27 protein-coding genes are annotated in these 25973 nt (G+C 43.1%); 20 read left to right on the top strand and 7 right to left on the bottom strand.

Annotated features, from left to right (window positions below):
* The first annotated feature begins 36 nt into the window (after nucleotides 1-36).
* The 3 genes from MUCPA_RS34460 (at nucleotide 37) to MUCPA_RS34450 (ending at nucleotide 2918) form a co-directional block, all read left to right on the top strand.
* Nucleotides 37-303: a hypothetical protein gene (locus MUCPA_RS34460; RefSeq protein WP_008513143.1), complete on the top strand. Its 267-nt coding sequence runs from the start codon at nucleotides 37-39 to the stop codon at nucleotides 301-303.
* 157 nt (nucleotides 304-460) lie between these two features.
* Nucleotides 461-1498, top strand: coding sequence for an alcohol dehydrogenase AdhP (gene adhP, locus MUCPA_RS34455; RefSeq protein WP_008513141.1), 1038 nt, complete (start codon nucleotides 461-463; stop codon nucleotides 1496-1498).
* A 37-nt stretch (nucleotides 1499-1535) separates the two neighbouring features.
* On the top strand, nucleotides 1536-2918 hold the full coding sequence (locus MUCPA_RS34450) for an NAD-dependent succinate-semialdehyde dehydrogenase (protein WP_008513139.1): 1383 nt from the start codon (nucleotides 1536-1538) through the stop codon (nucleotides 2916-2918).
* A gap of 852 nt (nucleotides 2919-3770) precedes the next feature.
* Here MUCPA_RS34450 and MUCPA_RS34445 read toward each other — a convergent pair.
* Both MUCPA_RS34445 and MUCPA_RS34440 read right to left on the bottom strand, forming a co-directional pair.
* Nucleotides 3771-4448, bottom strand: coding sequence for a DUF6629 family protein (locus MUCPA_RS34445; RefSeq protein ID WP_008513137.1), 678 nt, complete (start codon nucleotides 4446-4448; stop codon nucleotides 3771-3773).
* 42 nt (nucleotides 4449-4490) lie between these two features.
* A complete protein-coding gene (locus tag MUCPA_RS34440; protein WP_008513135.1) occupies nucleotides 4491-4985 on the bottom strand; it encodes a hypothetical protein in 495 nt (164 codons plus the stop codon).
* A 248-nt stretch (nucleotides 4986-5233) separates the two neighbouring features.
* Here MUCPA_RS34440 and MUCPA_RS34435 point away from each other — a divergent pair, with 248 nt between their 5' ends.
* Nucleotides 5234-5938, top strand: coding sequence for a VIT1/CCC1 transporter family protein (locus MUCPA_RS34435; protein WP_008513134.1), 705 nt, complete (start codon nucleotides 5234-5236; stop codon nucleotides 5936-5938).
* Between the two features lie 214 nt (nucleotides 5939-6152).
* Here MUCPA_RS34435 and MUCPA_RS34430 read toward each other — a convergent pair whose 3' ends face one another.
* The 5 genes from MUCPA_RS34430 to MUCPA_RS34410 all read right to left on the bottom strand — a co-directional run bounded on the left by MUCPA_RS34430 (nucleotide 6153) and on the right by MUCPA_RS34410 (nucleotide 9492).
* The gene (locus MUCPA_RS34430) at nucleotides 6153-6536 is read right to left on the bottom strand and encodes a DUF6799 domain-containing protein (RefSeq protein WP_008513132.1); all 384 of its coding nucleotides are present in this window, start codon (nucleotides 6534-6536) and stop codon (nucleotides 6153-6155) included.
* A gap of 125 nt (nucleotides 6537-6661) precedes the next feature.
* Entirely contained in the window at nucleotides 6662-7321 is a 660-nt protein-coding gene (locus tag MUCPA_RS34425; RefSeq protein ID WP_008513130.1) for a BON domain-containing protein, read from the bottom strand.
* A gap of 49 nt (nucleotides 7322-7370) precedes the next feature.
* Nucleotides 7371-7586 carry an SHOCT domain-containing protein gene (locus tag MUCPA_RS34420; RefSeq protein WP_008513128.1) on the bottom strand — a complete coding sequence of 72 codons (216 nt, stop codon included), beginning with the start codon at nucleotides 7584-7586 and terminating at the stop codon, nucleotides 7371-7373.
* A gap of 209 nt (nucleotides 7587-7795) precedes the next feature.
* A complete protein-coding gene (locus tag MUCPA_RS34415; protein WP_008513126.1) occupies nucleotides 7796-8374 on the bottom strand; it encodes a hypothetical protein in 579 nt (192 codons plus the stop codon).
* Between the two features lie 41 nt (nucleotides 8375-8415).
* The gene (locus MUCPA_RS34410; RefSeq protein WP_040628713.1) at nucleotides 8416-9492 is read right to left on the bottom strand and encodes an aldo/keto reductase; all 1077 of its coding nucleotides are present in this window, start codon (nucleotides 9490-9492) and stop codon (nucleotides 8416-8418) included.
* 246 nt (nucleotides 9493-9738) lie between these two features.
* Between MUCPA_RS34410 and MUCPA_RS34405 the strand changes: the two genes are divergently transcribed.
* The 16 genes from MUCPA_RS34405 (at nucleotide 9739) to MUCPA_RS39385 (ending at nucleotide 25346) form a co-directional block, all read left to right on the top strand.
* Nucleotides 9739-11049, top strand: a complete 1311-nt coding sequence (locus MUCPA_RS34405; RefSeq protein WP_008513124.1) for a TolC family protein — start codon at nucleotides 9739-9741, stop codon at nucleotides 11047-11049.
* A 101-nt stretch (nucleotides 11050-11150) separates the two neighbouring features.
* Nucleotides 11151-12182, top strand: coding sequence for an efflux RND transporter periplasmic adaptor subunit (locus tag MUCPA_RS34400; protein ID WP_157544048.1), 1032 nt, complete (start codon nucleotides 11151-11153; stop codon nucleotides 12180-12182).
* 5 nt (nucleotides 12183-12187) lie between these two features.
* On the top strand, nucleotides 12188-13432 hold the full coding sequence (locus MUCPA_RS34395) for an ABC transporter permease (protein ID WP_008513122.1): 1245 nt from the start codon (nucleotides 12188-12190) through the stop codon (nucleotides 13430-13432).
* 16 nt (nucleotides 13433-13448) lie between these two features.
* The gene (locus MUCPA_RS34390; RefSeq protein WP_008513121.1) at nucleotides 13449-14132 is read left to right on the top strand and encodes an ABC transporter ATP-binding protein; all 684 of its coding nucleotides are present in this window, start codon (nucleotides 13449-13451) and stop codon (nucleotides 14130-14132) included.
* A gap of 153 nt (nucleotides 14133-14285) precedes the next feature.
* Nucleotides 14286-14585, top strand: coding sequence for a hypothetical protein (locus MUCPA_RS34385; RefSeq protein ID WP_008513120.1), 300 nt, complete (start codon nucleotides 14286-14288; stop codon nucleotides 14583-14585).
* 18 nt (nucleotides 14586-14603) lie between these two features.
* A complete protein-coding gene (locus MUCPA_RS38505; protein ID WP_008513119.1) occupies nucleotides 14604-14879 on the top strand; it encodes a hypothetical protein in 276 nt (91 codons plus the stop codon).
* On the top strand, nucleotides 14876-15127 hold the full coding sequence (locus MUCPA_RS34375) for a hypothetical protein (RefSeq protein ID WP_008513118.1): 252 nt from the start codon (nucleotides 14876-14878) through the stop codon (nucleotides 15125-15127). The genes MUCPA_RS38505 and MUCPA_RS34375 overlap by 4 nt, the downstream gene beginning before the upstream one ends.
* Nucleotides 15128-15143: 16 nt before the next feature.
* Nucleotides 15144-16139 (top strand): NADP-dependent oxidoreductase, encoded by a 996-nt coding sequence (locus MUCPA_RS34370; protein WP_008513117.1) that lies wholly within the window; start codon nucleotides 15144-15146, stop codon nucleotides 16137-16139.
* A 25-nt stretch (nucleotides 16140-16164) separates the two neighbouring features.
* The gene (locus MUCPA_RS34365; protein WP_008513115.1) at nucleotides 16165-16848 is read left to right on the top strand and encodes a type 1 glutamine amidotransferase domain-containing protein; all 684 of its coding nucleotides are present in this window, start codon (nucleotides 16165-16167) and stop codon (nucleotides 16846-16848) included.
* A gap of 8 nt (nucleotides 16849-16856) precedes the next feature.
* Nucleotides 16857-18560, top strand: a complete 1704-nt coding sequence (gene glgP / locus MUCPA_RS34360; RefSeq protein ID WP_008513114.1) for an alpha-glucan family phosphorylase — start codon at nucleotides 16857-16859, stop codon at nucleotides 18558-18560.
* A gap of 76 nt (nucleotides 18561-18636) precedes the next feature.
* Entirely contained in the window at nucleotides 18637-20337 is a 1701-nt protein-coding gene (locus MUCPA_RS34355; protein WP_008513112.1) for an HAD family hydrolase, read from the top strand.
* 144 nt (nucleotides 20338-20481) lie between these two features.
* Nucleotides 20482-21819 (top strand): TolC family protein, encoded by a 1338-nt coding sequence (locus MUCPA_RS34350; protein WP_008513111.1) that lies wholly within the window; start codon nucleotides 20482-20484, stop codon nucleotides 21817-21819.
* A gap of 12 nt (nucleotides 21820-21831) precedes the next feature.
* Complete coding sequence (locus MUCPA_RS34345) at nucleotides 21832-23106, top strand: efflux RND transporter periplasmic adaptor subunit (RefSeq protein ID WP_008513109.1); 1275 nt, start codon at nucleotides 21832-21834, stop codon at nucleotides 23104-23106.
* A complete protein-coding gene (locus MUCPA_RS34340) occupies nucleotides 23103-23846 on the top strand; it encodes an ABC transporter ATP-binding protein (protein WP_008513108.1) in 744 nt (247 codons plus the stop codon). Before MUCPA_RS34345 ends, MUCPA_RS34340 begins: the two co-directional genes overlap by 4 nt.
* A 12-nt stretch (nucleotides 23847-23858) precedes the next feature.
* On the top strand, nucleotides 23859-25079 hold the full coding sequence (locus MUCPA_RS34335) for an ABC transporter permease (protein WP_008513106.1): 1221 nt from the start codon (nucleotides 23859-23861) through the stop codon (nucleotides 25077-25079).
* 66 nt (nucleotides 25080-25145) lie between these two features.
* The gene (locus tag MUCPA_RS39385) at nucleotides 25146-25346 is read left to right on the top strand and encodes an IS66 family transposase (RefSeq protein ID WP_083839407.1); all 201 of its coding nucleotides are present in this window, start codon (nucleotides 25146-25148) and stop codon (nucleotides 25344-25346) included.
* Nucleotides 25347-25973 lie beyond the last annotated feature (627 nt).

The raw sequence follows: 25973 nt of genomic DNA, 5'->3' as shown, positions 1-25973 counted from the left end.
GGTCAAGCTACCTTATTAATTTCACTATACTTAAAAATGGAAATACTTCAGGCCAACATGCTTAACATCATACGCGAAAAATGTTCATCCGGCTGGAGTCTGGAAGTATTTGGGGATCATATTATCGTCAATGTACTTCGGAAGGAGGATAATTTCAGGCCGGTTTTCGCCTTGGTAAAGCAAACTATCACCCGATGTGTAAAAGAGCATTTTCCGGAAAGAAATGATGATGTATTATTCGAGGTAAGGAATGGTTCCTGGAATTGTAGTTTTAAGATCGTAAAAACATTGTTTGGACGTTAAAACACCACATCTTTAAGCCCATAGACCTGGTTGTGATTGAGCGGTGAATGTGTGAATGATGTAACTAAATTAAGCTTTTGTATAACATCAGCTGACTCATGTATTCCCACCTTTAGCAAAATTAGTTGTCTACACATCCACTTATATTAAAAACGCTATGATTCCTAAAACAATGAAAGCCGCCGTTATCCGTGGATTCGGGCAGCCTTTACACATTGAGGAAATGCCGGTCAAAGAGCCTGGCGAAAATCAAATCTTAGTTAAGGTGATCGCCTGTGGTGTTTGCCATACCGATCTGCACGCCTGCCAGGGAGACTGGCCCGCGAAACCAATGATGCCGTTAATTCCCGGGCACGAGGCATTGGGATATGTGGTTGCTTTAGGACGTGGCGTGAAGCATATCAAGGAAGGCGACATTGTAGGCGTTCCATGGTTATACAGCGCCTGCGGCAACTGTGATTATTGCTATACCGGCTGGGAAACGCTTTGCGAAACTCAGCAAAATGGCGGTTACAGTGTCGATGGTGGCTTTGCTGAATATGTTGTTGCCGACGCCGGCTATGTGGCCCATTTTCCTCCAAATATCAATTTCACAGAAATGGCTCCTATTATTTGTGCAGGAGTAACCGTGTATAAAGGTTTAAAACAAACTGATGCAAAATCAGGAGAATGGGTAGCCATTTCAGGTATCGGGGGCTTAGGCCACCTGGCTGTTCAGTATGCCAAAGCTATGGGCTTCCACGTGGCAGCCATTGATATTGCTGACGACAAGCTGGCACTGGCAAAAAGCCTGGGTGCCGACCTGGTTGTGAATGCCAAAGAACAAGACCCGGGTACATTTTTAAAAAAGGAAACCGGTGTTATGCACGGCGTATTGGTTACTGCACCCTCACCAATTGCTTTTAAACAAGGGCTTTCGGCACTGAGACGTAAGGGAGTACTCTCCTTAAACGGTTTGCCTGCCGGAAGTTTCGATCTCTCCATTTTTGATACCGTAATTAACGGGACTACTATCCGCGGTTCCATCGTTGGTACGCGAAAAGATTTGGAGGAGGCTATTTCATTTGCTTTAGAGGGCAAGGTGAAAGCTACGGTTCATGCGGCTAAGCTGGAAGATATTAATACGGTATTTGATGATATGAAAAAGGGTGATATCAGTGGCAGGATCGTACTGGAGATCGCCAAGCCATCATAATACAATAATTCTGAGTTAATTTTAAAAACTACAAATCATGTCCATACAAACAGTTAATCCGAATACCAACAAGGTTGTCAAATCTTTTGATGAAATGAGTGACAAAGCAGTTGACGCTGCTGTAGCACAGGCAGAAAGTGCTTACACTGAATGGCGTAAAACCAGCTACGAGCAACGTGCAGTTCTTCTACATAAAGTGGCCTCCCTGATGCGGGAGAAAAAAGAACAATTGGCCACACTAATTACCCTGGAAATGGGCAAGTTATTTGCACAAGCGGAAGGCGAAGTTATTTTAAGCGCTGATATACTCGACTATTATGCAACAAATGCCAAAAAATTTCTTGGCGACAAGCATTTAAACCCCGAACATGGCAAAGCATTCATTCGCCACAGTCCTATTGGTGTCTTATTTGGGGTGGAACCCTGGAACTTTCCATTATACCAGGTAGCGCGCTTTGCAGCACCCAACATCATGATCGGGAATACTATTTTAGTAAAACATGCGTCAATCGTTCCGCAATGCGGCATCGCCATTGAGGACTTATTTAAAGAAGCTGGTGCGCCCGCGGGACTTTATACCAACTTATTGATATCAGGTAGACGTGCCTCTGCCTTGGTTGCTGATGACAGAATAAAAGGTGTATCCCTTACCGGAAGTGAAGAAGCTGGTGCCAGCATTGCTGCCGAAGCAGGTAAACATTTGAAAAAATCTGTGCTGGAATTAGGCGGCAGTGATGCCTTTATTATCCTGGAGGATGCTGATATCGATAAAGCAGTAGAATGGGCCGTTGTAGGCAGGTTAAATAACAACGGGGAATGCTGTGTGGCAGCCAAGCGTTTTATCGCTGTTGAAGCTATCGCTGACGAATTCCTGGCTAAATTCAAGGATAAATTATCCGCGATCATCGTTGGTGACCCGATGGATCCGAAAACAGAACTAGGTCCGTTAAGCAGCGAAGCGGCCGCAGTACAAATAGAAGGACAGGTTAATAAAGCCGTAGCTGAAGGTGCCACCGTAGTGCTCGGTGGGAAAAGGCCGGAACGCCCGGGAGCATTTATGAATCCGACCATTTTAACTGATATCAAACCGGGTATGGCCGTATATCATGAGGAACTTTTTGGACCCGTGGCATCTTTTTACCGCGTTAAGGATGAGCAGGCAGCAATTAAACTCGCCAATGATTCACCGTTTGGTTTGGGGGGGGCCGTGTTTACGAAGGACGTGAAACGTGGCGAGCATGTAGCAGACCAGATAGATACTGGTATGGTGTTCATTAACCACCCAACCTGGACACAGGCTGACCTACCTTTTGGTGGGACCAAGCGTTCGGGATATGGCCGTGAACTTTCCGAGTTGGGTATCGACGAATTTGTAAACAAAAAGTTAATTCGCACAAGCGCGCTTTCAGATCCATTTTAATCCGCACTACTTGCGGGCAAATTGCAATTTCATATGGGTATTTCCTGACGATGCGAATCCGGGAAATACCTGTAATGAATTTCCTTCATACTTCCTGTGTGTAATTAATGCTTCACTCTTTAAATCTTTTGAAATTTTTGGATATTTAAACGGTTATCTGTTTAAATTAAAGGCAGCGCTGGGCTACGCTGTCGTACTATAGTTTACAGGATATATGTGCTATTGAAACTTATTTTAAATTAGTAACCCTTCTACTCTTTCAATTTTAAGGAAAGTCAGTTACTGCCCAACATTTACTTCCCGACTGCTGAAAGTAGATTAGCCGAGTAGGTATAATCATAGTTTGGCTTTTTTCTGAAATAACCTCAAATGGAGATTGATGGCCCTCCCTCGTAATGGTATAATAAAACAATTATTTTTTATAATTTTCGATCACCGGGCCGTTCCTGTCATCTAAAACTTCTGAACCAAACTTCCCTCAAAACCGTTCTAACATGCCATTTGCTCTCTAATGATATCTCCTGCGACTTCCACTTCGGATTAAAAACTGTATTATTTGAACAGATAGCTTTTTAAGCTGGTATTTAATCATTTATTTACAGCAAATGAAAGGCATGTTTCACTTAAATCCTCATTTCAAACTATTGGTTTAAAAGTTGTCTGACTATATCTACAATTACGTAAAATGGAGGACAGTATCGAATAAATAATAGTTTCATAGCTGTTGATGTTGCCTTTTGGCATTGATCAAATTTGCTGAATATTTTTTTTATTGGGGATGACCATCGTCATCTGCGGTCATGTTTGATATCACAATCAAGTTGTTGCATGATTTTTTTTACGAACCTATTTTTACTTGTCCCTTACGTAGGATTTATAGAATGCCTTATCGATTTCTGACACTTCGCGCATGATGAAATACACAGACAAGCTGACAACGGATGCAAAAAAGCACCAAACAGAAACGACATAATTGTCATAAAACACGGTTGTTATGATATAAGAAATAAAAACAGTCAGGCTCAATATCCACATCCTTTTAATATGAGAAAAAAGCGGCGGTGCTATTGTCGCAATAATGTACAGAAGGCCTCCTATAACCCTTAGTTTTGCCGGATAAACTTGTTCATAAGCAATATGATAACAGTTGATGTCGGCGTGCACCGGGTAATGAATTAAACAATAAGTGAGGTACCCGGATACGAGTAAGCCAATGCCAATAAGTATTTTCTGAAATAACCTGCGTGTTTTTGATTTTTCCAGTAGAAGTACGGCAACCGGTAACCACAAAGGCCAGATGATTTGAGCAAAGACCAGGAAGAAATAGGTGATATATTTTTGCAAATGTAATAAGGCAGGATGCGGAAGGATGAGCCACAGCACCCCTTCCGCGATCTGCTGTACCGCAAAAATCAAAGGTATGGCGGCAAATAGAATCTGTGAGGGATGCTGCACTTTTTTTAATGATGCAACACCGATCACGGTTAAAGCAACACCAGCTCCGAAGCTTGCGGTGGCGGAAAAGCACATATTTAGCGGATAAGCAATCGTTGAAAGGGAAAGGGTGGGTTTTTACTTCACATTATCTTTAAAGATGTCTTTTAAAGCCGTACCAAGCTCTTTCGTGTCGTGGTCGAATTCCCTTTTGAAAGAATCATTCTTTGCTTTTACTGATGCGTCGAATTTGGATAAGCTTTTGTTGAATTTGATATCCTGCTGATCCAAGTGGGATTGTAATGTATCTATTTTTTCCCTGGTCTTATTCAGATCGTAAGCAAGTTTTTTCTGGTCTCTTCTATTGGTTTTAGCTATACTTAGCTTAATGGTGTCAACCCTTTTATTCATTGCTAAAATCGAACTGTCTGACTGTGCTTTAAATTTTGCCCAATCCGCCTTTGCATCACGTTTTCCAACGCTATCCGCATCAGTAGCTGCGTCCTTCAGATCTTTATTTCCAGCTTTAAAATTTTCGTTCGCATTTTTCAGATCCTTTTTCGAGGCCTGATTACAACTGATGACCGATACCGAAGAGGCGATAAACATAAAAATTAATAGTGCTTTTTTCATGGTGATTAATTAACTGAATGTATAACCTTACAAAATTGCTGGATTTTCAGGTGTCGTTATTACGCAATTCCAATTAATAGTTACATGATTCACATATCGGCCAATTAAAAGGCAATACAAATGGCGTTATAGGTGTCTGCTTTGCCGGTATCATCCGAAATTTGGCTATCTTAACCGATGAGCGGCCAATGTGATCAGCATTAAAAATTAAAAGTGCCGGAATAAGAAATTTTAGCGTTTCAAATTAGATGGCAAAAACCAACAACTACGTAGAAAAACATTATGTTACCCGTATGGGATGGCTTCGGGCTTCGGTACTTGGGGCCAATGATGGCATACTTTCAACGACCAGTATCGTCATTGGTGTTGCCGCAGCTTCACCTGACAGGCATGCGATCGTACTTGCTGCTTTAGCCGGACTGATGGCCGGGGCGATGTCGATGGCAGCAGGTGAATATGTGTCGGTGAGTTCCCAGGCAGACACCGAAAGCGCAGATCTAAGTAGAGAACGCGAGGAACTTCACCAAATGCCTGATATCGAATTAGAGGAACTCGCTGATATTTATGTAAAGCGCGGGCTTGATGCCAAGCTGGCTCATCAGGTTGCTATTCAGCTCACCAAGCATGATGCCCTTCAGGCACACGCAAGGGATGAACTCGGTATGAATGAGATTACGACAGCAAATCCACTACAAGCTGCCCTTGCTTCCTTGGCGTCATTTACCATGGGGGCACTTTTGCCGTTTCTCGTTTCCATTTTTGCAGCTATAAAATATATGGTGTATCTGCAATATGGTTTTTCAATTCTTTTCCTGATGATTCTGGGCGCTGTTGCCGCCAGGGCTGGTGGTTCAAATATCGCTAAGGCTGTGTTCAGAATAGGTTTCTGGGGAACGGTTGCAATGGGCGTAACCGCACTGGTTGGTCATCTTTTTGGAGTTAGTGCTTCCTAGATCATATGGGATTGGTACACTAAAAAGGCTTTTAGATATTTATATTCTGCTAAGCAGTTCACCGCATTTATAAATTCGAATTAAAAAAGTCACAGCGTACTAAATATCGCTTAAACCAAATGACTATAAAAGCATAGGTGGTTTAAAGCTGATAGCTGTAGAACGACAAAACCCGGCATTTGAAGCCAGGTTTTATCAGATAAGTATAGGGGTTTTATATTTGGGGGGTTGCTTTCTTTTTGATTTTTTTTGCTGGCATGGTTTGTATTTTTCCATCCATCATCACACACTCTCCTTCTTTCAGCTGGACTTTTTTGCCATCCTTCATTTCTACAGTACCGTCCGGCATCACTTTAGTCCCGTTAGCCAAAGTTTTATCTTCTGTCATGAGGGTATTTTTGCCATCTTGCCTGGTCATCATCTTGCCATCCATCATCATTAAACCATTTTCGGTTTTCATTTTATGCATGGTTTTAGAGGACTTTCTATGCGCAGTTTTAGAAGTTTTTTTGATAGTAGTGGTATCATTCATTTTTGTCTGTGCCATAGCACTACAACTTAATGCCATAGCTGTTAGCGCAATTAATATTTTTTTCATGTTCTTATATTTAGTTGATTTGATAATTACCCTGAATCGGGGCAGATAATATTTTTATAGACTTACAAGGTCTTGGAAATAGAAAAGCGGAGAGAATTCCCCTCCGCTCTTTTATTAGCTACACCCTAGTTATCGTATTCGATAACCAGTTCGTTATCTACTGTCCAGACACCCGGGGCATTCCAGGCAATCTGCTCAGCTTCGTCTTTAGCGTAAAACGAATTAACTGTTCCGGTCAGCTTTACATTGCTTCCTTTAACATCTACCGTTATATCAAGATCATCAATTGATGAATTACGCTCCAGAGCACATTCGATGTCCTTTTTTTCGATGGCATCATGGCTTTCAGATTTGATCTTGATGTTGTTAGAAACACCCAAAACGCCAGAAAGCGTATTGATGGCTTTTTTGGCTGCTTCGCGCTGGTAGTTCCATTGCAGTTCCCCTTCCAGGGTAACCCAGCCATTTTCCACTTTTACCTTTATTTTTTCTTCGGGAACTTCCCAATTCCATTTCCAGGCATTTAATACTTCGTTGGCAATTTCAGTGTCGCTTTTTTTACCATAATCGCCATATTTAATGGTTATTTCTTCCGCTACCGCTTTAACGCCGGCTACGTTTTTTGCTGCGGTTTCAGCTTCTACCTTCTTGTAGTAACTATCAACGGTACCTGTTAGTGTGATCACGCCATCTTTGGCTGTAACACCAATTTCTGCTGCGTTCAATAACGGTTCCCATCTAATGGCATCCTGAACGTCTTTTTGTAATTCCTGATTAGTTTTCATTTTGTTTGACTTTTAATAGATATATAAATACATGTTAATTAATTCTTGATTAGAGGTCGGCCAAAATGATCTTTTTTCTTTCGTCGTAATCATCCTTACTGATCTCACCGGATGCAAACCGCTTTTGTAATATGTCCAAAGGGCTGTTCTTGGCATTTCGCTGAAAGGGAATATCGTAGGGTATGGCGAAGATCCAGATCAGCAGCATGATCCATATGAACCACCAGATAAAATCCATCCCCCAAAAGTTGTTGTAGTAAAACATAATATTAATTTTTTAAATGATTTATTGATTGAGAACACTGCAAATCTGCCGCCTTTGGACGGATGATCCGTTACGGAACTATTTGAATTAATTACATGATTCACACTTGGTTGAGGTGTAACACGATGCTTTAATTATTAAATAACAGGCCGAGAGGATCTGTATGGAAGAGTTTAATTTCCCCGGCAACATTCTGTCTAAAAAGAATACTAATTCATATCACTTTTTATTTTTTTGGCTGTCGAGCTGCCTGGAAGATATATTTGTAAACCGAATGATAAGTTCAGATTGCTCTGATAGGCCTGGCTGCCGAATCCAACCAGTCCATTATATTTCAACAGTGTTTCCAAGCCTATATTGGGCGTTATAAAGTAGGCAAAACCCGGTCCTGCGCTTAGGTTAAGTCCGTTAGTGTTTCCGCCACCATTACTTACATTGACACCGCCAATACCAGCCGTGGCTTCCGCAAAAATGCGCCCGTGTTTAAGTACTGAAACATCCGAACCGGTATAATATCTGCCCAAGGCACCGGCACCATAACTGGTCGTTGTGTTGGAACCCTTGGCGGTCTGGATGCCCAAATTTACATATCCGCCCAATGCGACATTATCCTGGATAAACCATGCGGCTTTGGGTGTAATGTCAAGGCTAAATATTTTCGGATCATTGAGTCCAAGATTAATGTTGGCAAAATTGCCGCCAACCATTATGTTGCCTTTTTGTATTTGTGCGCTGGCTAAAAATCCTGTACTTAGAATAGCCACTAAAGTGATGATGATCTTTTTCATTTTAAATTGATTGTAGCAGTGAATTATTTGGGTGGATATGTTTAATGCCGTTCGGCATCATTTGCCGGCGTCATCGGTGTAATTTGTGATGGTATGCCATTAACCGTCGTACCGGCCTGTGAGAGATTAATTGTATTGCCAAGGAAATCGTATGGGAAATTCAGTGTTGGTTTTGAGATCTCATCCAGACGCTTGATGGCCGACTCCGGTAGTTTAAGATCCATTGATTTAACATTTGATTCCAGTTGCTCCAGCGTCCTGGCACCCAATAAGGTCCCGCTTACACCACTTTTTTGCTGAACCCAGGCTAATGCTACAATGGCTGGCTTGGTATCCAGCTCTTTTGCAATTTTGACCACTTCATCAATAATGGCATACTGATGATCTGTCACTTTCCCTACAAAATAAGATCTGACACCAGACATCGGCGTGGCTTTAGTAAACTTCCCGCTTAAAAGTCCGCTTTTGAGCGGGCTCCAGGGGATGATACCCATGCCCAGTTCTGCTGCCATTTCAACGTGTTCACCTTCTATCGTTCTTTCCAATAAGGAGTATTCCAACTGAAGGGCTATTATTGGTGCCCAGTTATTCGCCTTCGCCATAACCTGTGTCTGCGCAGCCTTCCATGCGGGTACATCTGAAAACCCGATGTATCTTATTTTTCCTTCGCGGACCAGGTCATTCAATGCGCTCATGGTTTCTTCCACAGGGGTTAATCTATCCCAGGCATGCAGCCAGTACAGATCAATATAGTCCGTCTGCAGCCGGCGTAACGATTGATGGCACTGATCGAAAATCGCTTTCCGTCCGGCTCCGCCGCCGTTCGGGTCACCGGCATAAAGATTGCCCATGAATTTGGATGCAATGACTACCCGGTTTCTTTTCCCTTTTTCCTTCGCAAAATAGTCGCCAATGATTTTTTCGGAATGGCCTTTGGTGTAAATGTTGGCCGTATCGATAAAATTGCCACCGAGTTCCATGTATTTAGACAATACCTGGTGTGATTGTGCAGCATCGCTGCCGAAGCCGGTTTCCTCACCGAATGTCATGGCGCCCATGACAAGGCGGCTAACACGAAGACCCGAATGACCGAGCGTAACAAATGAATTTAGTGACATGTTTTCCGTTTTATAGATATTTAAATGATAGACTGTTTTAAGATTTAACGTCATCCCTGAATGCTTACTGCAATAATTTGTTGATACAAAACTGCTTACTTTTAACAGCTGGGGTATTATGTAATTCTTTCAATTAATTACATCATTCACACATCAAGAGGATACGACAATGTGTGAATGATGTAAGCTATAAACAGATTTGTGTAATGATCGGGGAACCACAATTCGCCATTTTTACAGCTTATTATGCGTCAGCTCATTGTGGTTATATTAGTTGGTTTTTGCCTGTCGGCAACTGCACAGGGCAAGATCTCTTTCCGGTCGGTAGATGAGGCATTTATTTACGCGGATGCGCACAGTAGTGTGTTTAAAAACGCTACACAGGAAAATATTCTTTCCAAATACCAAACACTGGCAGCAAAACTGGCCACATGGAATTTAAAAAGTGATGCTAATTTCTCTGCCACGGATAACACTAAATTAGGGACTACTTTTATACCGGCTGAAATATTCGGCGGGCCGGCAGGGACTTTTCAAAAGGTAACTTTTGGTCAGCAATATGTGAGTAACCTTAATATTACCCCGCAAATAGACCTGCTGAATTTAGGCGCTGCGGCTAAAGTAAAAACTGCCCGGGCTAATGAACAGCTGATTCACTTTAGCCATCTCATCTCCAGAAAAAGCCTTTATGAAAATCTTGCCGCCGCTTTCCTTAATGCAGTTTCCTGTGAAAGTCAGATAACGGTTACCAAAAACAGTTTGTTAAATGCCGATACATTGACGGAAATCATGAAAAATAAGCTTAACGAAGGCGTCGCGCGGTCACAGGATGTCAATAACGCCATTGCCAATTCGCTTTCCGTAACTGACAAGCTCCAGCAATTGCAAGTGCAATTGTTGGAACAATATAATACCATTAAAATGCTTTGCGATATTGACAGCGATATAACTTTGGAAATACAGGACACCGGTTTGGTATTAGTTAAGACAGGTGATATACCTGAAGCTGATGGCAACCTGCTCCAAAATCAGCAGCAATGGCAGAAAAACTATCAGCAAGCGGATTTACGGGCTGTTTTAAAATCGTTTTTACCAACGGTCACCTTGTTCAGCAGCTTTGCCTTGCAACAGAATACAACAAAGCGTTTTTTCGATAACAGCCAATGGTTTGCCAGTAATTATATAGGATTGCGGGTCACCCTGCCACTTGTCCCAGATGCCAGTAAGCTCACCGCGGTAAAAAATGCGCGTATTAATATCATTATAGCCGGTAATAACCTGGAGCATGCCCGGATACAGGATCAGGTTAACAATAGCCAACTGCGACTGGAGTATCAAAAGTCACTGGACAGTTACCGTTTGGCTGTGCAAATTGAGGCCTTGAAAAAGGACAGTTATCTTAAAAATCTTAACATCTACAAAGAAGGAATTTTATCTGCGACCGATCTGCTTAACTCCTTAAACGACTGGTTTACCGCAGGCATTAACACAGCGACACAATTTGCAGCTTGTGCTTATGCCTATACTAATATTCATATCAGCAATACAGTCAAATGAAAATACACTTTTATACCCTAACGGTTTGATATCATATTATGAAAGGATACGTTCATTTCTTTATCATTTGCCTAGCAATAAACGCCGTTTCTTGTAAACAGATGGTTGAGCAAACCCGCCCGGTCAGAAAAGATCTCGTTGAAATGGTGTTTGCATCAGGCGTGCTGGAAGCAGACGGAGAGAACAGGCTTACCGCGCAGACCGATGGCTTCATTGTAAGCATAGATTTTAATGAAGGTGATGAGATTATGCCCGGGGAACTGCTTGCTGTGATCGATAATGGTCAGAACCTGGCAAATGCAAGCAGTGCGCGAGTATTGAGCAGCATCGCTCAACAAAACACGCTGCCTTCGGCACCTGCCTTATTACAGATCAATGCTAATGTGGCTGCCGCCGAGGCAAAACTGAAGTTAGACCAATTGCAGGCCGACCGATATAAAAGGCTTTACGCAGCTAATAGTGTTTCTCAGCTGGAATATGAAAATACAGTTTTAACCGCAACAACCTCTAAAGCGGCTTTAGCTGCTTTGCAGCAACAATATAACAGCATGCAAATAACCGCGCAGCAACAAGCGGTTACACAGCGGTCAGTAGCTAATGTAAATACTATCGTTAAAGATCAGAATCAGGTGAGGGCTATCATTCGTGGCAGGGTTTATGAAAAGCAGAAGCAATTGGGTGATTATGTACGTAAGGGCGATGTAATAGCTGTTGTCGCGAGCCAAAAACTGATCTACGCAAAATTAAGCGTGGATGAAAGCAATATGGCCAGTTTGAAAACGGGTCAAACGGTTATTGTTAAACTCAATACCAATAAGCATAAAACCTATAAAGCGGTGTTACACGAAATATTGCCATCGTTTGACACCGGGACACAATCGTTTTCAGTTAAGGCTTATTTTACGGACAGCCTTGACTTTAGGATAGCCGGCACACAGTTGGAAGCCAACATTGTAACCGGCAAAAAGAAAAACGCATTGGTTATACCCCGTAACTATTTATCATACGGAGATAAGGTGACGCTAAAAGATAAAAAAGTAGTCCAGGTCAAAACAGGCATTGTTTCATCAGAATGGGTGGAAATATTGGGCGGTATTAATGAGCAGGATATATTAATTCTGGACAACAAATAATAGTCATGAAATACAACCACCATATTGATTCGGAAATATCGTTTACCTATATCGTTAATCAAAAAAAACTAACCCTGGTGGCGGCTTTAGGTGTAACGATAGGCATAGCTGTTTATATTTTCATGAGTTCGATGACGGCCGGTTTCTCCAGGTCAACAGATGCTTCGATATTCAAAACCACCCCGCATATCCGGATCTATAAAGACGACGAAATAAGCAGGTCACTGATTAGTAATGACAAAACCGGCAAACAGTTAGCCATCATCGTAAACCCCAGGGTTATACCACAAAGCGACAAAATAATCAACCCGGATCAGATTGTGTCTTTATTGAAACAGCAGCCTCACGTAACCGTAGTTAGCCCTCAGGTAACCGTAACTGTATTTTATAACAACGGGCAATCGCTGATCAACGGGGTTGCCTCCGGAGTGAATATTGAAGACGCGGACAAAATGTTTAATATTCAATCTACCGTTGTTGAAGGGAGTATGGCAGATCTGAATACCGTTCCTAACGGTATATTGCTGGGTTCAGGAATTGCCGATAAAATGAACGTTAAAACAGGCGATAATATCACGCTTACCTCATCCAGAAATGTGATCAAGGTAATGAAGGTTACCGGTATTTTTCAGACCAAAAATTCCGGTGTGGATAAAACGAAATCTTATATCGATATCAGCGCGGCCAGGCAATTGCTTAAAGAAAGCCCTACCTATGTGAGTGACATCAATGTGGATGTAACTGATTTTAACAGCGCACCTTTCTACGCGGTCCAATTCTCCAAACTTACAGGCTACCGGGCTGAAGACTGGCAATCTGCTAATCAAACACTGGTAGCCGGATCAGCTATGCGGGAGATCGTGATCACCGGTATATCTTTATCCATTCTTTTGGTTGCGGGTTTTGGTATTTACAATATATTGAACATGACTATCAGTCAAAAGATCAACGATATCGCGATACTGAAAGCAATGGGTTTCCGTGGGCGCGATGTTATCCGAATATTTGTACTTCAGGCATTTACAATAGGTATGATCGGCTTATTGATGGGGTGCTTATTATCCTGGCTTTTTGTTTGGGAACTATCCAAAACCTATATCGGCGGAGATATCGGTTATTTCCCTATTGGATTTGAACCGGCTGTTTACTTGAGAAGCATAATGCTTGGAATGGGGATTACCCTATTAGCTGGGTTGATCCCTGCGATGAAAGCCGCGAACGTCGACCCAGTATCCATCTTCAGAAAATAAAATCAACCCCATCCAAATGGCAGCCGAACCGATATTGCAAGCCGATAAAATAGAAAAGTATTTTTACGACCCGGTAAAATTCAAAGTACTAACGGATATTTCATTTACCATCAACAAGGGTGAATTTGCCACTTTGATCGGGAAATCAGGCTGCGGTAAATCTACTTTGCTTTATATTCTTTCTACCATGGATACGGATTATGAAGGTATACTCAAGATAGAAGATAAGCTCATTACCGGACAGGATAAAGATGATCTGGCTATTTTACGGAACGAAAAAATAGGGTTCGTGTTTCAGTTTCATTACCTGTTGCCCGAGTTCAGCTGCCTCAAAAACGTGATGATACCTGCCTTAAAGCTCGGGATGCTGTCAAGAAAGGAGATAGAAGAAAAAGCCTATGCTAAGCTAACGTTATTGGGGTTGAAAGATCAGGCCCTGAAACCATCTTCCAAGTTATCGGGCGGCCAGCAGCAGCGGGTAGCGATAGCCCGCGCGTTGATCAATGATCCGCTCATTATCATGGGAGATGAGCCGACAGGGAACCTGGATTCCAAAAATTCAGCGATCGTATTTGAAACTTTCCAGCAACTGGCACATGAGCTTGGCCAAACGATCATCGTTGTTACGCATGACAATGACTTTGCTGAAAATTCAGACCGGGTGATCGAGATGATCGACGGAACAATACTTGGAAAATAAAGAATCACGCTATTCAGCAATGTTATTCTTCCCCCTCTCAAATGTGTGAATCATGTAAGCTATTTGTAAGATTATGTAATACCTAAACACTTTTAAAAGGCAATCTTTAACTATCAATAGTTTAAGTTTTAATTCGCTTTTTTTCCGGCAAATATGAAGATCACATTAAATGAAACGCAGACAGGTACGATACTAGAGCTTGAGGTTTACAAAGTAGACACACCTACCGGAGAAGGATGGTCTGTTTTGACGCCGCAGGGCAGAAAAGTTGTAATCAAGTTTAGAGACGGCAACTGGCATGCTGAGGATGATCACAGTATTACTCAGGAATTCTGGCAAATGGTCGGTGAAGAAATTAGCCGAACACTTGACGAAAACCTGCTGGCTACAATAGGTCCCCCCTCTAATCCGCGACCGAAGAGAACCCGCATCCTAAAATATTTAATGGTTTAACAGCTTATTTGTCCGAAAATGTCAGGGTTTGAAATCAATATACAGGTTTATAATATGCCATTAAGTGTGATCGTAACCCCTATAGACAGCAAGTTCTGCCGGTTTAAAGTGGAAACCGTAAGAGGTAAAGCGCAGCCAATGATTTTAACCTACCGGCCTGATTGTTCATGGATAGTGGAACAGGCCAGTATGAAGTTTTTTACGCTTGCATACGTAGGGAAATTGGGTGCCTTGATCAAAAATAAAAAACCCGAATGGTTTCTTATGAATAAGCTAAAAAAAGACCTACCATGAGTTACGAGATCATTCAAACCGGCGAAACTGAAGTTTTCAAGCTTCTGCACGTTACGTCAACCCGCTTCAGGCAATGGAAAGTATGGCGGGTTCAATTTCACGACGGCAAGGAAACTTTCCTGTACAGATGTGATAACGAATGGATGCAGTGGAGCAAAACCCACCTGGATAAGCCGGTATTAAAAGCCGTAGCAGATTGCATTGAAAACACATCCATCAGAAATCAACTCAAATCAATATTTGCTTAAAATAATTATAAAGACTATGAACAAAGTGATCGTTTTATATAAAAGACCGGTGGGGAAAGCAGAGCTCGGTGATTTCAAGACTAACATCGAAGAAATGCCGACAGCCGATGATGGTGAGGTGTTGCTGAAAACAATTTATGTTTCGGTTGATCCCTACCTGCGTGGAAGAATGAATGACGCGGAGTCGTATATTCCACCATTTGAATTAAACAAACCATTACAGTCGGGTATCATCGCTGAGGTCGTCGATTCCAACAACACGTTATTTAAAATAGGCGATTTTGTTCTGGGAAACTTGGAGTGGAAAGAATACCAGGTATCTGACGGGAAAGGGCTGCGGATCATACCGAACGATCCCGCCTACTTAACGGCCTACCTGGGCGTTTTGGGCATGACCGGCCTGACGGCCTATTTAGGGCTTACGCAGATAGGCTTACCCAAACCAGGCGAAACCTTGGTTGTTTCAGGTGCGGCTGGTGCCGTTGGCAGTATTGTTGGGCAGGTGGGTAAATTGCTGGGATGCAGGGTTGTTGGTATCACAGGCTCGGATGAAAAGGTGCAATTGCTTAAATCAAAATTCCACTTTGATGAAGCCATTAATTATAAAAATACGGTGGATCTGACCAGGGCCATCACTGCAGCGTGCCCAAATGGGGTTGATATTTATTTTGACAATGTTGGTGGCAAAATATCAGACGATGTTTTGAACAACATCAATAAACACGCGCGTATCCCCTTATGCGGCGCAATTTCGCTCTACAATGATGCGACTCCGGTATTGGGCCCGTATATCCAGCCTGTCCTGGTCAAAAAGAGTGCACTCATCCAGGGATTTATTGTTGGTGATTTTGCTGCTCAGTTTCCTGAGGCAACTAAGCAGTTAAGGGAATGGTTAATGGCGGGTAAACTCACTTATCACGAAACCATTTACGAAGGATTTGACCATATCACACAGGCTTTTCTGGGGCTGTTTGAGGGGAGCAACGAAGGGAAAATGGTCGTCAAAATTTAATTTATTCAAATAACACAACGCAATTATGAAAGTACTAATGGTATTGACCTCCCATAGTGAATTGGGAAAAACCGGTAAGAAAACCGGATTTTGGATAGAGGAGTTTGCAGCACCTTATTATGTACTGGCAGACGCAGGGGCAGAAATTACCCTGGCATCGCCTAAAGGCGGCCAGCCGCCCATAGATCCCAAAAGCGAAAGTCCGGATGCACAAACGGCGGCTACGCACAGATTCGACAGCGACAAGGACCTTAAAGATAAATTAGGTCATACACTTCCGTTAAATACCGTAAACGAAATGCATTATGATGCGGTATTCTATCCTGGCGGGCATGGGCCCTTGTGGGATCTCGCTAATGATAGTGATTCTATCAAATTGATAGAAGATTTTTATGCACACCATAAACCCGTTGCTTTTGTTTGCCATGCGCCGGGCGTATTAATGAAAGTTAAATTACCGGATGGCAGGCCTTTGGTAAAAGGTAAAGCCGTTACAGGGTTCTCCAACACAGAAGAAGACGCAGTTCAGTTAACTGATATTGTTCCCTTCCTGGTAGAAGATGAATTGAAAAAATTAGGCGGCCTGTATAGTAAAGGGCCAGACTGGGGTTCCTATGTGAGGCAAGACGGCTTGTTGATCACCGGACAAAACCCGGCATCCTCGGAACAAGCCGCTAAATTATTATTAAAATCTTTAGCTAAAAAATAACCAATCCCATGGATCCCATCAACAGAAAAGATTTGTTCGGATACGAACCAGATCCGGAGTATTCCTTACCCGTTGCGTATTTTTCTATGGAATATGCCATAGATCAGGCCCTGAAGAATTATAGTGGCGGACTTGGGTTTCTGTCAGGATCACACCTGCGAAGTGCTTTTGAACTGAAACAAAACCTGATCGGTGTTGGGATCTTATGGAAATATGGTTATTACGATCAGGAAAGAGATGGTAACGCTTTGATGAAAACCAGCTTTATTGAAAAAGATTATTCCTTTGTGCCGGATACGGGACTTGCTTTTACAGTACAGGTTCATGACGCACCGGTACATGTAAGGGCTTACCTGCTCAAACCACAGGTTTTTGAAACAGTCCCACTGTTCTTATTAAGTACGGATCTGCCGGAAAACGATGAAGAATCCAGGTCTATTACGCATTGTCTCTATGATGCAAACGAGGCCACCCGCATTGCCCAGAGTATTGTTTTAGGTATTGGCGGTGCTATGCTGCTTGATCAGCTGAACCTCACACCTGAAATTTATCACCTTAACGAAGGGCATGGGGGCGCATTGAATTTTTACCTGTATGAAAAGTATAAGTCGCTCGAAGAAGTACGTAAGCGGGTCGTTTTTACTACGCACACACCTGAAAAAGCGGGTAACGAAGAACACAGCTTTGAACTGCTTGAGGAGATGTCTTTCTTCTATCACCTGAATCAGCAGGAAGTCCGGTCACTCTTGGGCATGGAGGGTAGTAAATTTAACTACACATTGGCTGCATTGAAGTTTGCGCATAAGGCCAACGGTGTTTCTAAAATGCATGGCGAAGTAGCCAGGGAAATGTGGACTGGTCAGCAAGGCGTATGTGAGATCATATCCATCACCAATGCACAGAATAAGAATTACTGGGTAGACGCTGCGACTGATCAGGCCATCAGAAATCATGATGAACCAGCTTTCCGAACCCGTAAAACAGAACTTAAAAAGCAACTTTTTAGAATTGTTGCGGATCAATGTGGGAAACTTTTTGATGAAGATAAATTGACCATTGTGTGGGCCAGGCGATTTGCCGGCTACAAGCGCGCCGATCTCATCATGCAGGATTGGGAAAGGTTTCTGAAGCTGATCTACAATACCCAATATCCTATACAAATAATCTGGGCGGGTAAACCCTATCCTGAAGATACAGACGGTATTGAGCTCTTTAACCGGATCATTACTCGAGTTAAGCCATTGCCCAACTGTGCCGTGCTTACCGGTTATGAATTAGAATTATCGGCATGCTTAAAGAAAGGGGCCGATCTGTGGCTCAACAATCCAAGAATGTACCACGAGGCTTCAGGCACGAGCGGCATGACCGCCGCAATGAATGGGGCAATAAATTTATCCATGCCGGATGGTTGGGTGCCGGAATTTGCCAAGGATGGTGAGAATTGTTTTGGAATTAAGCCCGCAAATCAGGAACTGCCAACAGATCAAATAGACCGTATTGAAAACAGTAATCTCATGGAGATACTGGATAGAACAGTTTTACCGACGTACTACCTGGATAATAAGAAATGGTTTAATATCGTCAAACAAGCTGCTGCTGATGTTGATCCGGCATTTGAATCGGGCCGCCTCGCCAGGGAGTATTATGAATTGATGTACGGTGTTTCATTATCGGAAGAAACTAAAGAACGGATGCAATTATCTTTTGAATGAGTTCGGTGTTGCCTGTTAATATCGAAGGCATATCAAGGTATCATCTTTATTAACTGAACGTATTTAGCAATAGCACATGCGATATCATATATTAACTACGGATTACGACGGTACTATTGCTGAGAATGAGCATGTTTCTGAGGCTACTTTGGCGGCGTTGGTGCGGCTTAAAGCCACAGGGAGATACCTGATTTTAGTGACGGGGCGAGAACTGGATCAGCTACAGGCTATACTCCCGGAATATACCATATTCGATCTGATCGTAGCTGAGAATGGTGCGTTAATATACCATCCGGCAACCCTTAAAAAGATATTATTGGGTGAACGGCCACCGCAATCTTTTATACAGGCTTTAAAAGATAAAGGTATTCCGTTGTCAATTGGCGAAGTCATTGTCGCAACCTGGGAACCTCACCAGGATCTCGTACTGGAAACTATTAAAGCCGCCGGTTTGGAATACCAGGTGATTTTTAACAAAGGTGCTATCATGATCCTGCCTCCCGGTGTTAACAAGGCAACGGGTCTGCATCGGGCGCTCCGGGAATTGAACCTGTCAGAGCACAATACGGTCGCCGTGGGCGATGCTGAGAATGACAATGCTATGCTTCAGGCTGCGGAATGCGCCGTTGCTGTTAATAATGCTTTACCACAATTAAAAGCTAACGCAGACTGGGTTACGGACAGCCAACGAGGTGAAGGCGTATCAGAGTTGATCCGCGGTATAATTCAGGATGATCTGGCGAGCCTTGATTCAAAGCTATTACGGCATTATCTTGGAATAGGCCAAAATGCCAACGGTTCTCCATTTGCAATCAGTCCTTATGGAAACAATATCCTGCTGTCTGGAACATCAGGGTGTGGAAAAACTACGCTGGCAGCGGCCTTTATCGGAAAGCTGATTGACAGAAAGTACCAGTTTTGCCTGATTGATCCTGAAGGCGATTATCAGGACTTAGCTGGTGCAATTACCGTAGGAGATAGCAGCCAACCTCCCCTGATTGATCACGTTGTTAAAGTGCTCAGTCAAACAGACGAAAATGCGATCGTATGTTTCCTTTCCATACCGTTAAGTGATCGCCCAGCCTATTTTAAAAAACTAAGGATCGCCCTTACGGAACTCCGTAAAAATACGGGCCATCCTCATTTTATTATTATTGATGAGGCGCATCATGTGTTGCCTAAAGAAAATACAATTAGCTTCAACGATTTTCCGGAAGATTTCACTAATATATTTGCGATAACCACACAGCCCGACCTGCTTTGCCATGATCTTTTGAAAAGGGTCGATATGGTGCTGGCCATGGGAGACTTACCCGGCCAAACGCTTGCTGTATTTGCTGGTGTTACTGGTGTTGACATAACCCTTCCAAACCTCACAGAATTTAAAAAAAGAGACGCCCTGGTTTGGCAAAAAGGAACGAACAGTATTTCAGTAATAAAAAGCAGTGAACCCAGTCAGTTTCTCATGCGTCACAAGCGAAAATATGCCAGCGGCGACATGTATTCCAACAGCTTCTATTTTACAGGCCCGTCGCATCACCTGAATCTGAAAGCCAATAACCTGATGATCTTTATACAAATGGCTGCAGGTATAGACGATGAGACCTGGCTATACCATTTGCACCGGCACGATTATTCGAAATGGTTCCGGAATTCTGTGAAAGATCCGAAACTATCCCTGCGTTCGGAGGCTATTGAAAACAATGAACCCAGCGCTGCTTTATCCCGCAAGGAAATCTTCAGCCTCATTTTGAATAGGTATACCCTTCCTGCATAGTGTGAATTATGTAAGCTATTCACGGAGTTGTGTAGTGAATAGGGGTATGGTGATAGTCACCTTTGTACTGTGCCTAACTACATGTGCTTTTGCAAATGGTATTGTTCAGGCTCACAATTATTCAATGAAGTTTAATGTTGCACCATGTTGTTAAAAACAATTCTACTGCTTTGCTTTTTCGGGATTTGGTTGCACAAGCCATTAAAAGCCCAGGTTTCAGCAGGAACTATCCGGGCGGTAAAATGGGATCTGCAGACTTGCATCGCATATGCTAAAAAAAACAATACGCAAATCAATAGTCTCCGGCTCTCACAGCTGACCAGTCAGCAGGAATACCTTTTGGCCCGGGCTGCGCGGTTACCAGACCTATCGGGTTCGGCCTCACAATATCTAGCTCATGGGAATGATTACAGTAATAATGGCACAGGCGGCTCCGGCTTTACATCCTCCGGCAGTTACGGGTTAAGTTCATCAGTTACCTTGTATAACGGTAACTATGTCAACAATAATATCCAACAAAAAGACCTTTACGTTCAATCTGCCAATCTGAATATTATCCAGCAGGAAAATGATATTACCCTGCAAATTACCCAAGCCTATCTCACTATTCTAGTGGATAAAGAAAACATTATTTATAATACCGATCTGGTTAACACTTCAAAGGCCCAGGTAGCACTCGCGCAAAAAAAATATAATGCGGAAAGTGTGGCCCGAAAAGACCTTATCCAATTGCAGGCTCAGCAGGCAGCAGACCAATATACCCTGGTTAATTCCAGAAATGCGGAGCGGGGCGACCTGCTTACCCTCAAGCAAATACTGATGTTAAACAGCGGCGTAAGGTTCGATATCATTAAGCCTGAATCAATACAGTTCAGCGATAGCGTTACGTCATTTCAGGATGTTGAACAATTTGCCTTGAAAACCAGGCCGGAAGTGCAGAATGGCCAGTTAAATGTACATATAGCAGAGTTAGAAACAGCTAAAGCAAGGGCTGGCTACAAGCCATCTCTAAGCGGGGGCGCAGCACTTAATTCGGGATATAACAGCGGGCAGGAAGCCGGATATTCCGGTCAGCTAAAAAACAACTTTAACCAACAGGTAGGCTTAACGCTAACGATACCCATATTTAATAAAAGGGTGGTTAAAACACAGGTTGAAGAGGCTAAAATAGCCGTAACCCAGGCCCGGCTTGATCTTAGTAATACCCAGATCGTGCTCTCACAGGCAGTGGAACGGGCTTATATTAATGTTGAAAACGCGATAAGCCAGTACATGGCCGCGCAGGAAGGTTATCAATACAGCAAAGAAAGCTACCGCATAGCCACTGAACTACTGCGGGTTGGCGCAGCCAATACAGTAGACTTTTTATTACAGAAAAACCTTTTTGTACAAGCTCAGCAGACATTCATTCAGGCCAGGTACAACCAATTGCTCAGCCGAAAGATCTATGATTTTTACAGGGGGATCCCTATTACACTTTAAGCATTGGCCATTATGAAGCGTTACTATAAAATATCAGGAATTGTTTTAGCCGTGCTACTGGCCATTTCGCTGGTATGGTACTTTTTGATCAGAAAGACAGTTAAACCGCGTGTGCTCCAGTCGCAGTACCCTGTTTATGGCTATATCGCGCAAAGCGTTACCGCTACCGGTAAAATAGAGCCTGTAGACACCGTTACGGTTGGTTCCCAGGTGTCGGGAATCATTAAATACCTGTATGTTGATTTTAATTCAAAAGTGAAGAAGGGAGAGTTGCTGGCAGAGTTGGATAAATCACTGTTGCAGGCCACGTTAGACCAATTTAACGGTAATTTGCAGAGTGCCATGAGCCAACGCCTTTATGCTGAAAATAATTTTAGCAGGCAGAACCAGCTTTTTAAAGCTGATGCCATTAGTAAAGCTGATTATGATATAGCACTGAATACCTTAAATGCGGCTAAAGCAGCGGTTGCGAGTGTGGCTGCACAGGTACGTTCTGCAAAGAAAAATCTATCATACACGGATATTTATTCGCCTATTGACGGTGTTGTACTGAACCGGAATATCAATATCGGGCAAACTGTTGCTGCAAGTTTTAGCACGCCAACACTTTTCGTGATCGCTAAGGACATTACCAAAATGGAGGTAGATGCCAATGTAGATGAAGCGGATATAGGAGAAGTTAAAGCAGGAGAGCGTGCCATTTTTACGGTGGATGCATTCATTAACGACAAGTTTATCGGCACTGTCAAAGATATCAGGCTTCGCCCTTCTGTTTCGGCAAATGTGGTCACTTACACCACCATCATTAATGCGCCCAATGATGATATGAAACTCAAGCCGGGAATGACCGCCAACATTGTGATCTATACGAAAGAAGTAGAGCACACTCTTTTGATACCTGTAAAAGCCATCAAGTTTACGCCCGACTCATCTTTGAAAGTACAATATCATCTTACGGGCGATGCCGGTTATGATAGCAAGGCCAAACTCAGCGGCGGCACCAGCACATCAGCTAAATCGGCGGTTAAAAACCGCACAGACAGTATAGATTTGTCCGCTCAGGCCGTAACCATATGGCTGTTACAGGGCAAAAAAATGGTTATGAAGAAAATAAAAATCGGCTTAAATAATAACACCCAGGTAGAAGTACTGTCGGGCCTTACCCCAGCTGATCTGGTCGTAACCGGTGTTTTAACTTCCGGGGCTTCCCAGGGGGCAAAAGCCAGTACAGCCAGCACCAGCCCTTTTATGCCTAAACAACAAAAGCGCGGAGGACGGGCAAAATGAGCAAAAAAATAATTGAAATAAAAGACCTGAAGCGGGAGTTTTTGATGGGCAGTGAAACGGTTCACGCCCTAAGGGGAATCACCTTTGATATACTGGCGGGCGAATTTGTAACGATCATGGGCGCCAGTGGTTCGGGTAAAACTACCTTATTAAATATTTTAGGGTGCCTGGATAAACCGACCAGCGGATCGTATTTATTAGATGGCGTGGATATTAATAAACAAACCCGTGATGAGCTCGCGCAGCTGCGTAACCGTAAGATCGGATTCGTTTTTCAATCCTACAACCTGCTACCCCGGACTTCTGCATTAGAGAATGTGGAACTCCCGCTGTTGTATAATAATACGGTAAACAGCAGCGACAGGCACGACAGGGCGATTAAGGCCCTGGAAGCGGTAAAACTGGCAGACAGGTTTGATCACATGCCAAACCAGTTATCGGGAGGGCAGCAGCAGCGCGTAGCCATCGCACGGGCATTGATCAATGAGCCGGTGATGATTTTAGCAGACGAGGCCACAGGTAATCTGGATAGCCGTACCTCCTACGAAATTATGGCATTAATGCAGGATCTGAACAACCATGGAAAAACCATTGTTTTTGTGACGCATGAACCTGATATCGCCACATTCAGCAGCCGCACCATAACGCTTCGGGATGGCAAGATATTGAGCGATCAAAAGAATGAAAAGCCGGCATCGGCCAAAGATACATTAGCGGTATTGCCGGTCAACAACGAATAATAAAAGAAAGCTGTGAATATATTCAACCTTTTACGGATAGCTTATTTAGCGTTGCTCAGAAATAAGCTGAGGGCATTTTTAACCATGCTGGGTATTGTTATTGGTGTAGCTTCGGTTATTGCAATGGTTGCTATAGGTGAGGGTTCCAAGCAAAGTATCCATGATCAGCTTTCCGGCATGGGCTCTAACATGATTTCCGTTTTACCCAGCAGTAATCTCCAGGGTGGTGTGAAAATAGCCGGATCAAGCTACCAGACCCTGACCGAAAAGGATATCACTGCTATAAGGGAAGGTTCCGGATACGTAACGGCGGTGTCCCCGATCGTTAGCTCTAAATCACAGGCGATCAACGGCGCGCTTAACTGGCCAACGACTATGCAGGGCGTTAACCCCGAATACCTCGATATACGGATGTTGACACTTAAAGACGGTATCGCATTTACAGATGATGATGTAAGGGCCTCTGCCAAGGTTTGCCTGATTGGCCAGACAGTGATTGATAACCTGTTCCCGAACGGTGATAACCCGATAGGTAAGATCATCCGCTTTAATAAAATACCGTTCCAGATCATCGGTATTCTCAGCCCTAAAGGACAAAACGCTTTTGGACAAGATCAGGATGATATCCTGATCGCTCCTTATACCACTGTGCAAAAAAGGATACTGGCATCCATTTACTTTCAGAATATTTTTGCTTCAGCGGCGAATGAACAGGTGATAGATTCCGCGACAGTGGAGATTACCCGAATACTTCGTGAATCCCATCGGTTAAAACCATCAGAAGATAACGACTTTACGGTACGTACCCAGGCTGAACTCATTAATACGCTAAGTTCCACGAGTAGCTTGTTAACCATACTGTTGACTGTTGTATCAGGAATATCATTGGTAATAGGTGGTATTGGCATTATGAATATCATGTACGTGTCCGTTACGGAGCGTACACGCGAAATAGGCCTGCGTATGTCAATCGGTGCCAGTGGGAAAGATATACTGCTTCAGTTCCTGATTGAAGCTATCCTGATCAGTGTTACCGGCGGTGTTATAGGGGTAGTCCTGGGATTTCTTTCCACCTGGCTCGTTACACTGATGCTTAAATGGCCCACGGTCGTTTCTCAATCGTCCGTGATGCTATCATTTGTGGTTTGTGCACTTACAGGGATCTTCTTTGGCTACTACCCAGCTCAAAAAGCGTCTCGATTAGACCCCATTGAAGCATTAAGATATGAATAAAAAGATCTGGATCGGAGTGCTGAAAGTATCATTAACTGGACGAGCAAATAACACTGAAGCCTAGCAATCAGGCTACAAAAAAAGCTCCGAAAAATAAACCATCATATACTTTGCTTTCTACATTACAATGATGTGCCACCCGACAATAACGGCTCCGAAAGGGCTATCAGAAACCTTAAAGTAAAACAAAAAGTGTCAGGTGGCTTTAGGTCGCTGGATGGTGCCGATGGCTTTGCCGTAATACGTTCTGTTATTGATACTACTTGAAATCTCGAAATGATGTCTTTTATGCCCTAAAATTAATCGCTAAACCCAGTCCTGAATAGTTACGCAATTTGAATGAAAAAAATATTCGATATATTTCTACATATCAGCAGATTAGCCAATCAATATAGATATTTCGAAAAATCAGATATTATAAATCGAAAAACCGATAAAGTGCATTTTTAATAGAAATCTACTACACTTTTAAATTTATACATAAAGATTAACGCCCATCAATATTCAATATAATCTCGAAATCAAATTTTCCCTTTTTTATCGTCTTCATCCATGTCCGTTCCGCCTGGCGGGGCCGTGCTCTCCGCTCTGTCTGCCGGGGACATGCAGGATAATGCTTCCGATCACTAACGGACTACTCCGCTGAAACTTCGATTAGGCAGGCGGCGGCGGGGCAGCCTTCGGCCGGAGCAACCACCGGCAGGGCATGCCCCGCCGCCGCCTTCTGCCCAGGTTCCTCTCTTTTTCCTATTACTGTTACCTCTGAGGTTTAGGACCCTTTGAGGGTTTTCCGCTTTTGACCTCTGCTTGAGGCAAATTTACCCCTCTTCAGCGGGCAAGGCCCTGTAAATGCCGTCAAAAAATCTCCACCCGGGGTGGGGTAGTATTTTTTGT

It is taken from the genome of Mucilaginibacter paludis DSM 18603 (assembly GCF_000166195.2).
GTDB lineage: Bacteria > Bacteroidota > Bacteroidia > Sphingobacteriales > Sphingobacteriaceae > Mucilaginibacter > Mucilaginibacter paludis.
The sequence above is the reverse complement of the archived record's forward strand: the minus strand, read 5'-3'. Positions and strand labels throughout refer to the sequence as shown.

Excerpts from the sequence above, each read along its gene's own strand:
- MUCPA_RS34440 (WP_008513135.1), bottom strand. The coding sequence starts at position 4,985 with ATGAAAAAAGCACTATTAATTTTTATGTTTATCGCCTCTTCGGTATCG.
- MUCPA_RS34390 (WP_008513121.1), top strand. The coding sequence starts at position 13,449 with ATGGCAGCCGAACCGATATTGCAAGCCGATAAAATAGAAAAGTATTTT.
- MUCPA_RS34365 (WP_008513115.1), top strand. The coding sequence starts at position 16,165 with ATGAAAGTACTAATGGTATTGACCTCCCATAGTGAATTGGGAAAAACC.
- MUCPA_RS34460 (WP_008513143.1), top strand. The coding sequence starts at position 37 with ATGGAAATACTTCAGGCCAACATGCTTAACATCATACGCGAAAAATGT.
- MUCPA_RS34450 (WP_008513139.1), top strand. The coding sequence starts at position 1,536 with ATGTCCATACAAACAGTTAATCCGAATACCAACAAGGTTGTCAAATCT.
- MUCPA_RS34345 (WP_008513109.1), top strand. The coding sequence starts at position 21,832 with ATGAAGCGTTACTATAAAATATCAGGAATTGTTTTAGCCGTGCTACTG.
- MUCPA_RS34375 (WP_008513118.1), top strand. The coding sequence starts at position 14,876 with ATGAGTTACGAGATCATTCAAACCGGCGAAACTGAAGTTTTCAAGCTT.
- MUCPA_RS34400 (WP_157544048.1), top strand. The coding sequence starts at position 11,151 with ATGGTTGAGCAAACCCGCCCGGTCAGAAAAGATCTCGTTGAAATGGTG.
- MUCPA_RS34355 (WP_008513112.1), top strand. The coding sequence starts at position 18,637 with ATGCGATATCATATATTAACTACGGATTACGACGGTACTATTGCTGAG.
- MUCPA_RS38505 (WP_008513119.1), top strand. The coding sequence starts at position 14,604 with ATGTCAGGGTTTGAAATCAATATACAGGTTTATAATATGCCATTAAGT.
- MUCPA_RS34430 (WP_008513132.1), bottom strand. The coding sequence starts at position 6,536 with ATGAAAAAAATATTAATTGCGCTAACAGCTATGGCATTAAGTTGTAGT.
- MUCPA_RS34410 (WP_040628713.1), bottom strand. The coding sequence starts at position 9,492 with ATGTCACTAAATTCATTTGTTACGCTCGGTCATTCGGGTCTTCGTGTT.
- MUCPA_RS34415 (WP_008513126.1), bottom strand. The coding sequence starts at position 8,374 with ATGAAAAAGATCATCATCACTTTAGTGGCTATTCTAAGTACAGGATTT.
- MUCPA_RS34395 (WP_008513122.1), top strand. The coding sequence starts at position 12,188 with ATGAAATACAACCACCATATTGATTCGGAAATATCGTTTACCTATATC.
- MUCPA_RS34385 (WP_008513120.1), top strand. The coding sequence starts at position 14,286 with ATGAAGATCACATTAAATGAAACGCAGACAGGTACGATACTAGAGCTT.
- MUCPA_RS34420 (WP_008513128.1), bottom strand. The coding sequence starts at position 7,586 with ATGTTTTACTACAACAACTTTTGGGGGATGGATTTTATCTGGTGGTTC.
- MUCPA_RS34425 (WP_008513130.1), bottom strand. The coding sequence starts at position 7,321 with ATGAAAACTAATCAGGAATTACAAAAAGACGTTCAGGATGCCATTAGA.
- adhP (WP_008513141.1), top strand. The coding sequence starts at position 461 with ATGATTCCTAAAACAATGAAAGCCGCCGTTATCCGTGGATTCGGGCAG.
- MUCPA_RS34350 (WP_008513111.1), top strand. The coding sequence starts at position 20,482 with ATGTTGTTAAAAACAATTCTACTGCTTTGCTTTTTCGGGATTTGGTTG.
- MUCPA_RS34445 (WP_008513137.1), bottom strand. The coding sequence starts at position 4,448 with ATGTGCTTTTCCGCCACCGCAAGCTTCGGAGCTGGTGTTGCTTTAACC.
- MUCPA_RS34340 (WP_008513108.1), top strand. The coding sequence starts at position 23,103 with ATGAGCAAAAAAATAATTGAAATAAAAGACCTGAAGCGGGAGTTTTTG.
- glgP (WP_008513114.1), top strand. The coding sequence starts at position 16,857 with ATGGATCCCATCAACAGAAAAGATTTGTTCGGATACGAACCAGATCCG.
- MUCPA_RS34405 (WP_008513124.1), top strand. The coding sequence starts at position 9,739 with ATGCGTCAGCTCATTGTGGTTATATTAGTTGGTTTTTGCCTGTCGGCA.
- MUCPA_RS34370 (WP_008513117.1), top strand. The coding sequence starts at position 15,144 with ATGAACAAAGTGATCGTTTTATATAAAAGACCGGTGGGGAAAGCAGAG.
- MUCPA_RS34435 (WP_008513134.1), top strand. The coding sequence starts at position 5,234 with ATGGCAAAAACCAACAACTACGTAGAAAAACATTATGTTACCCGTATG.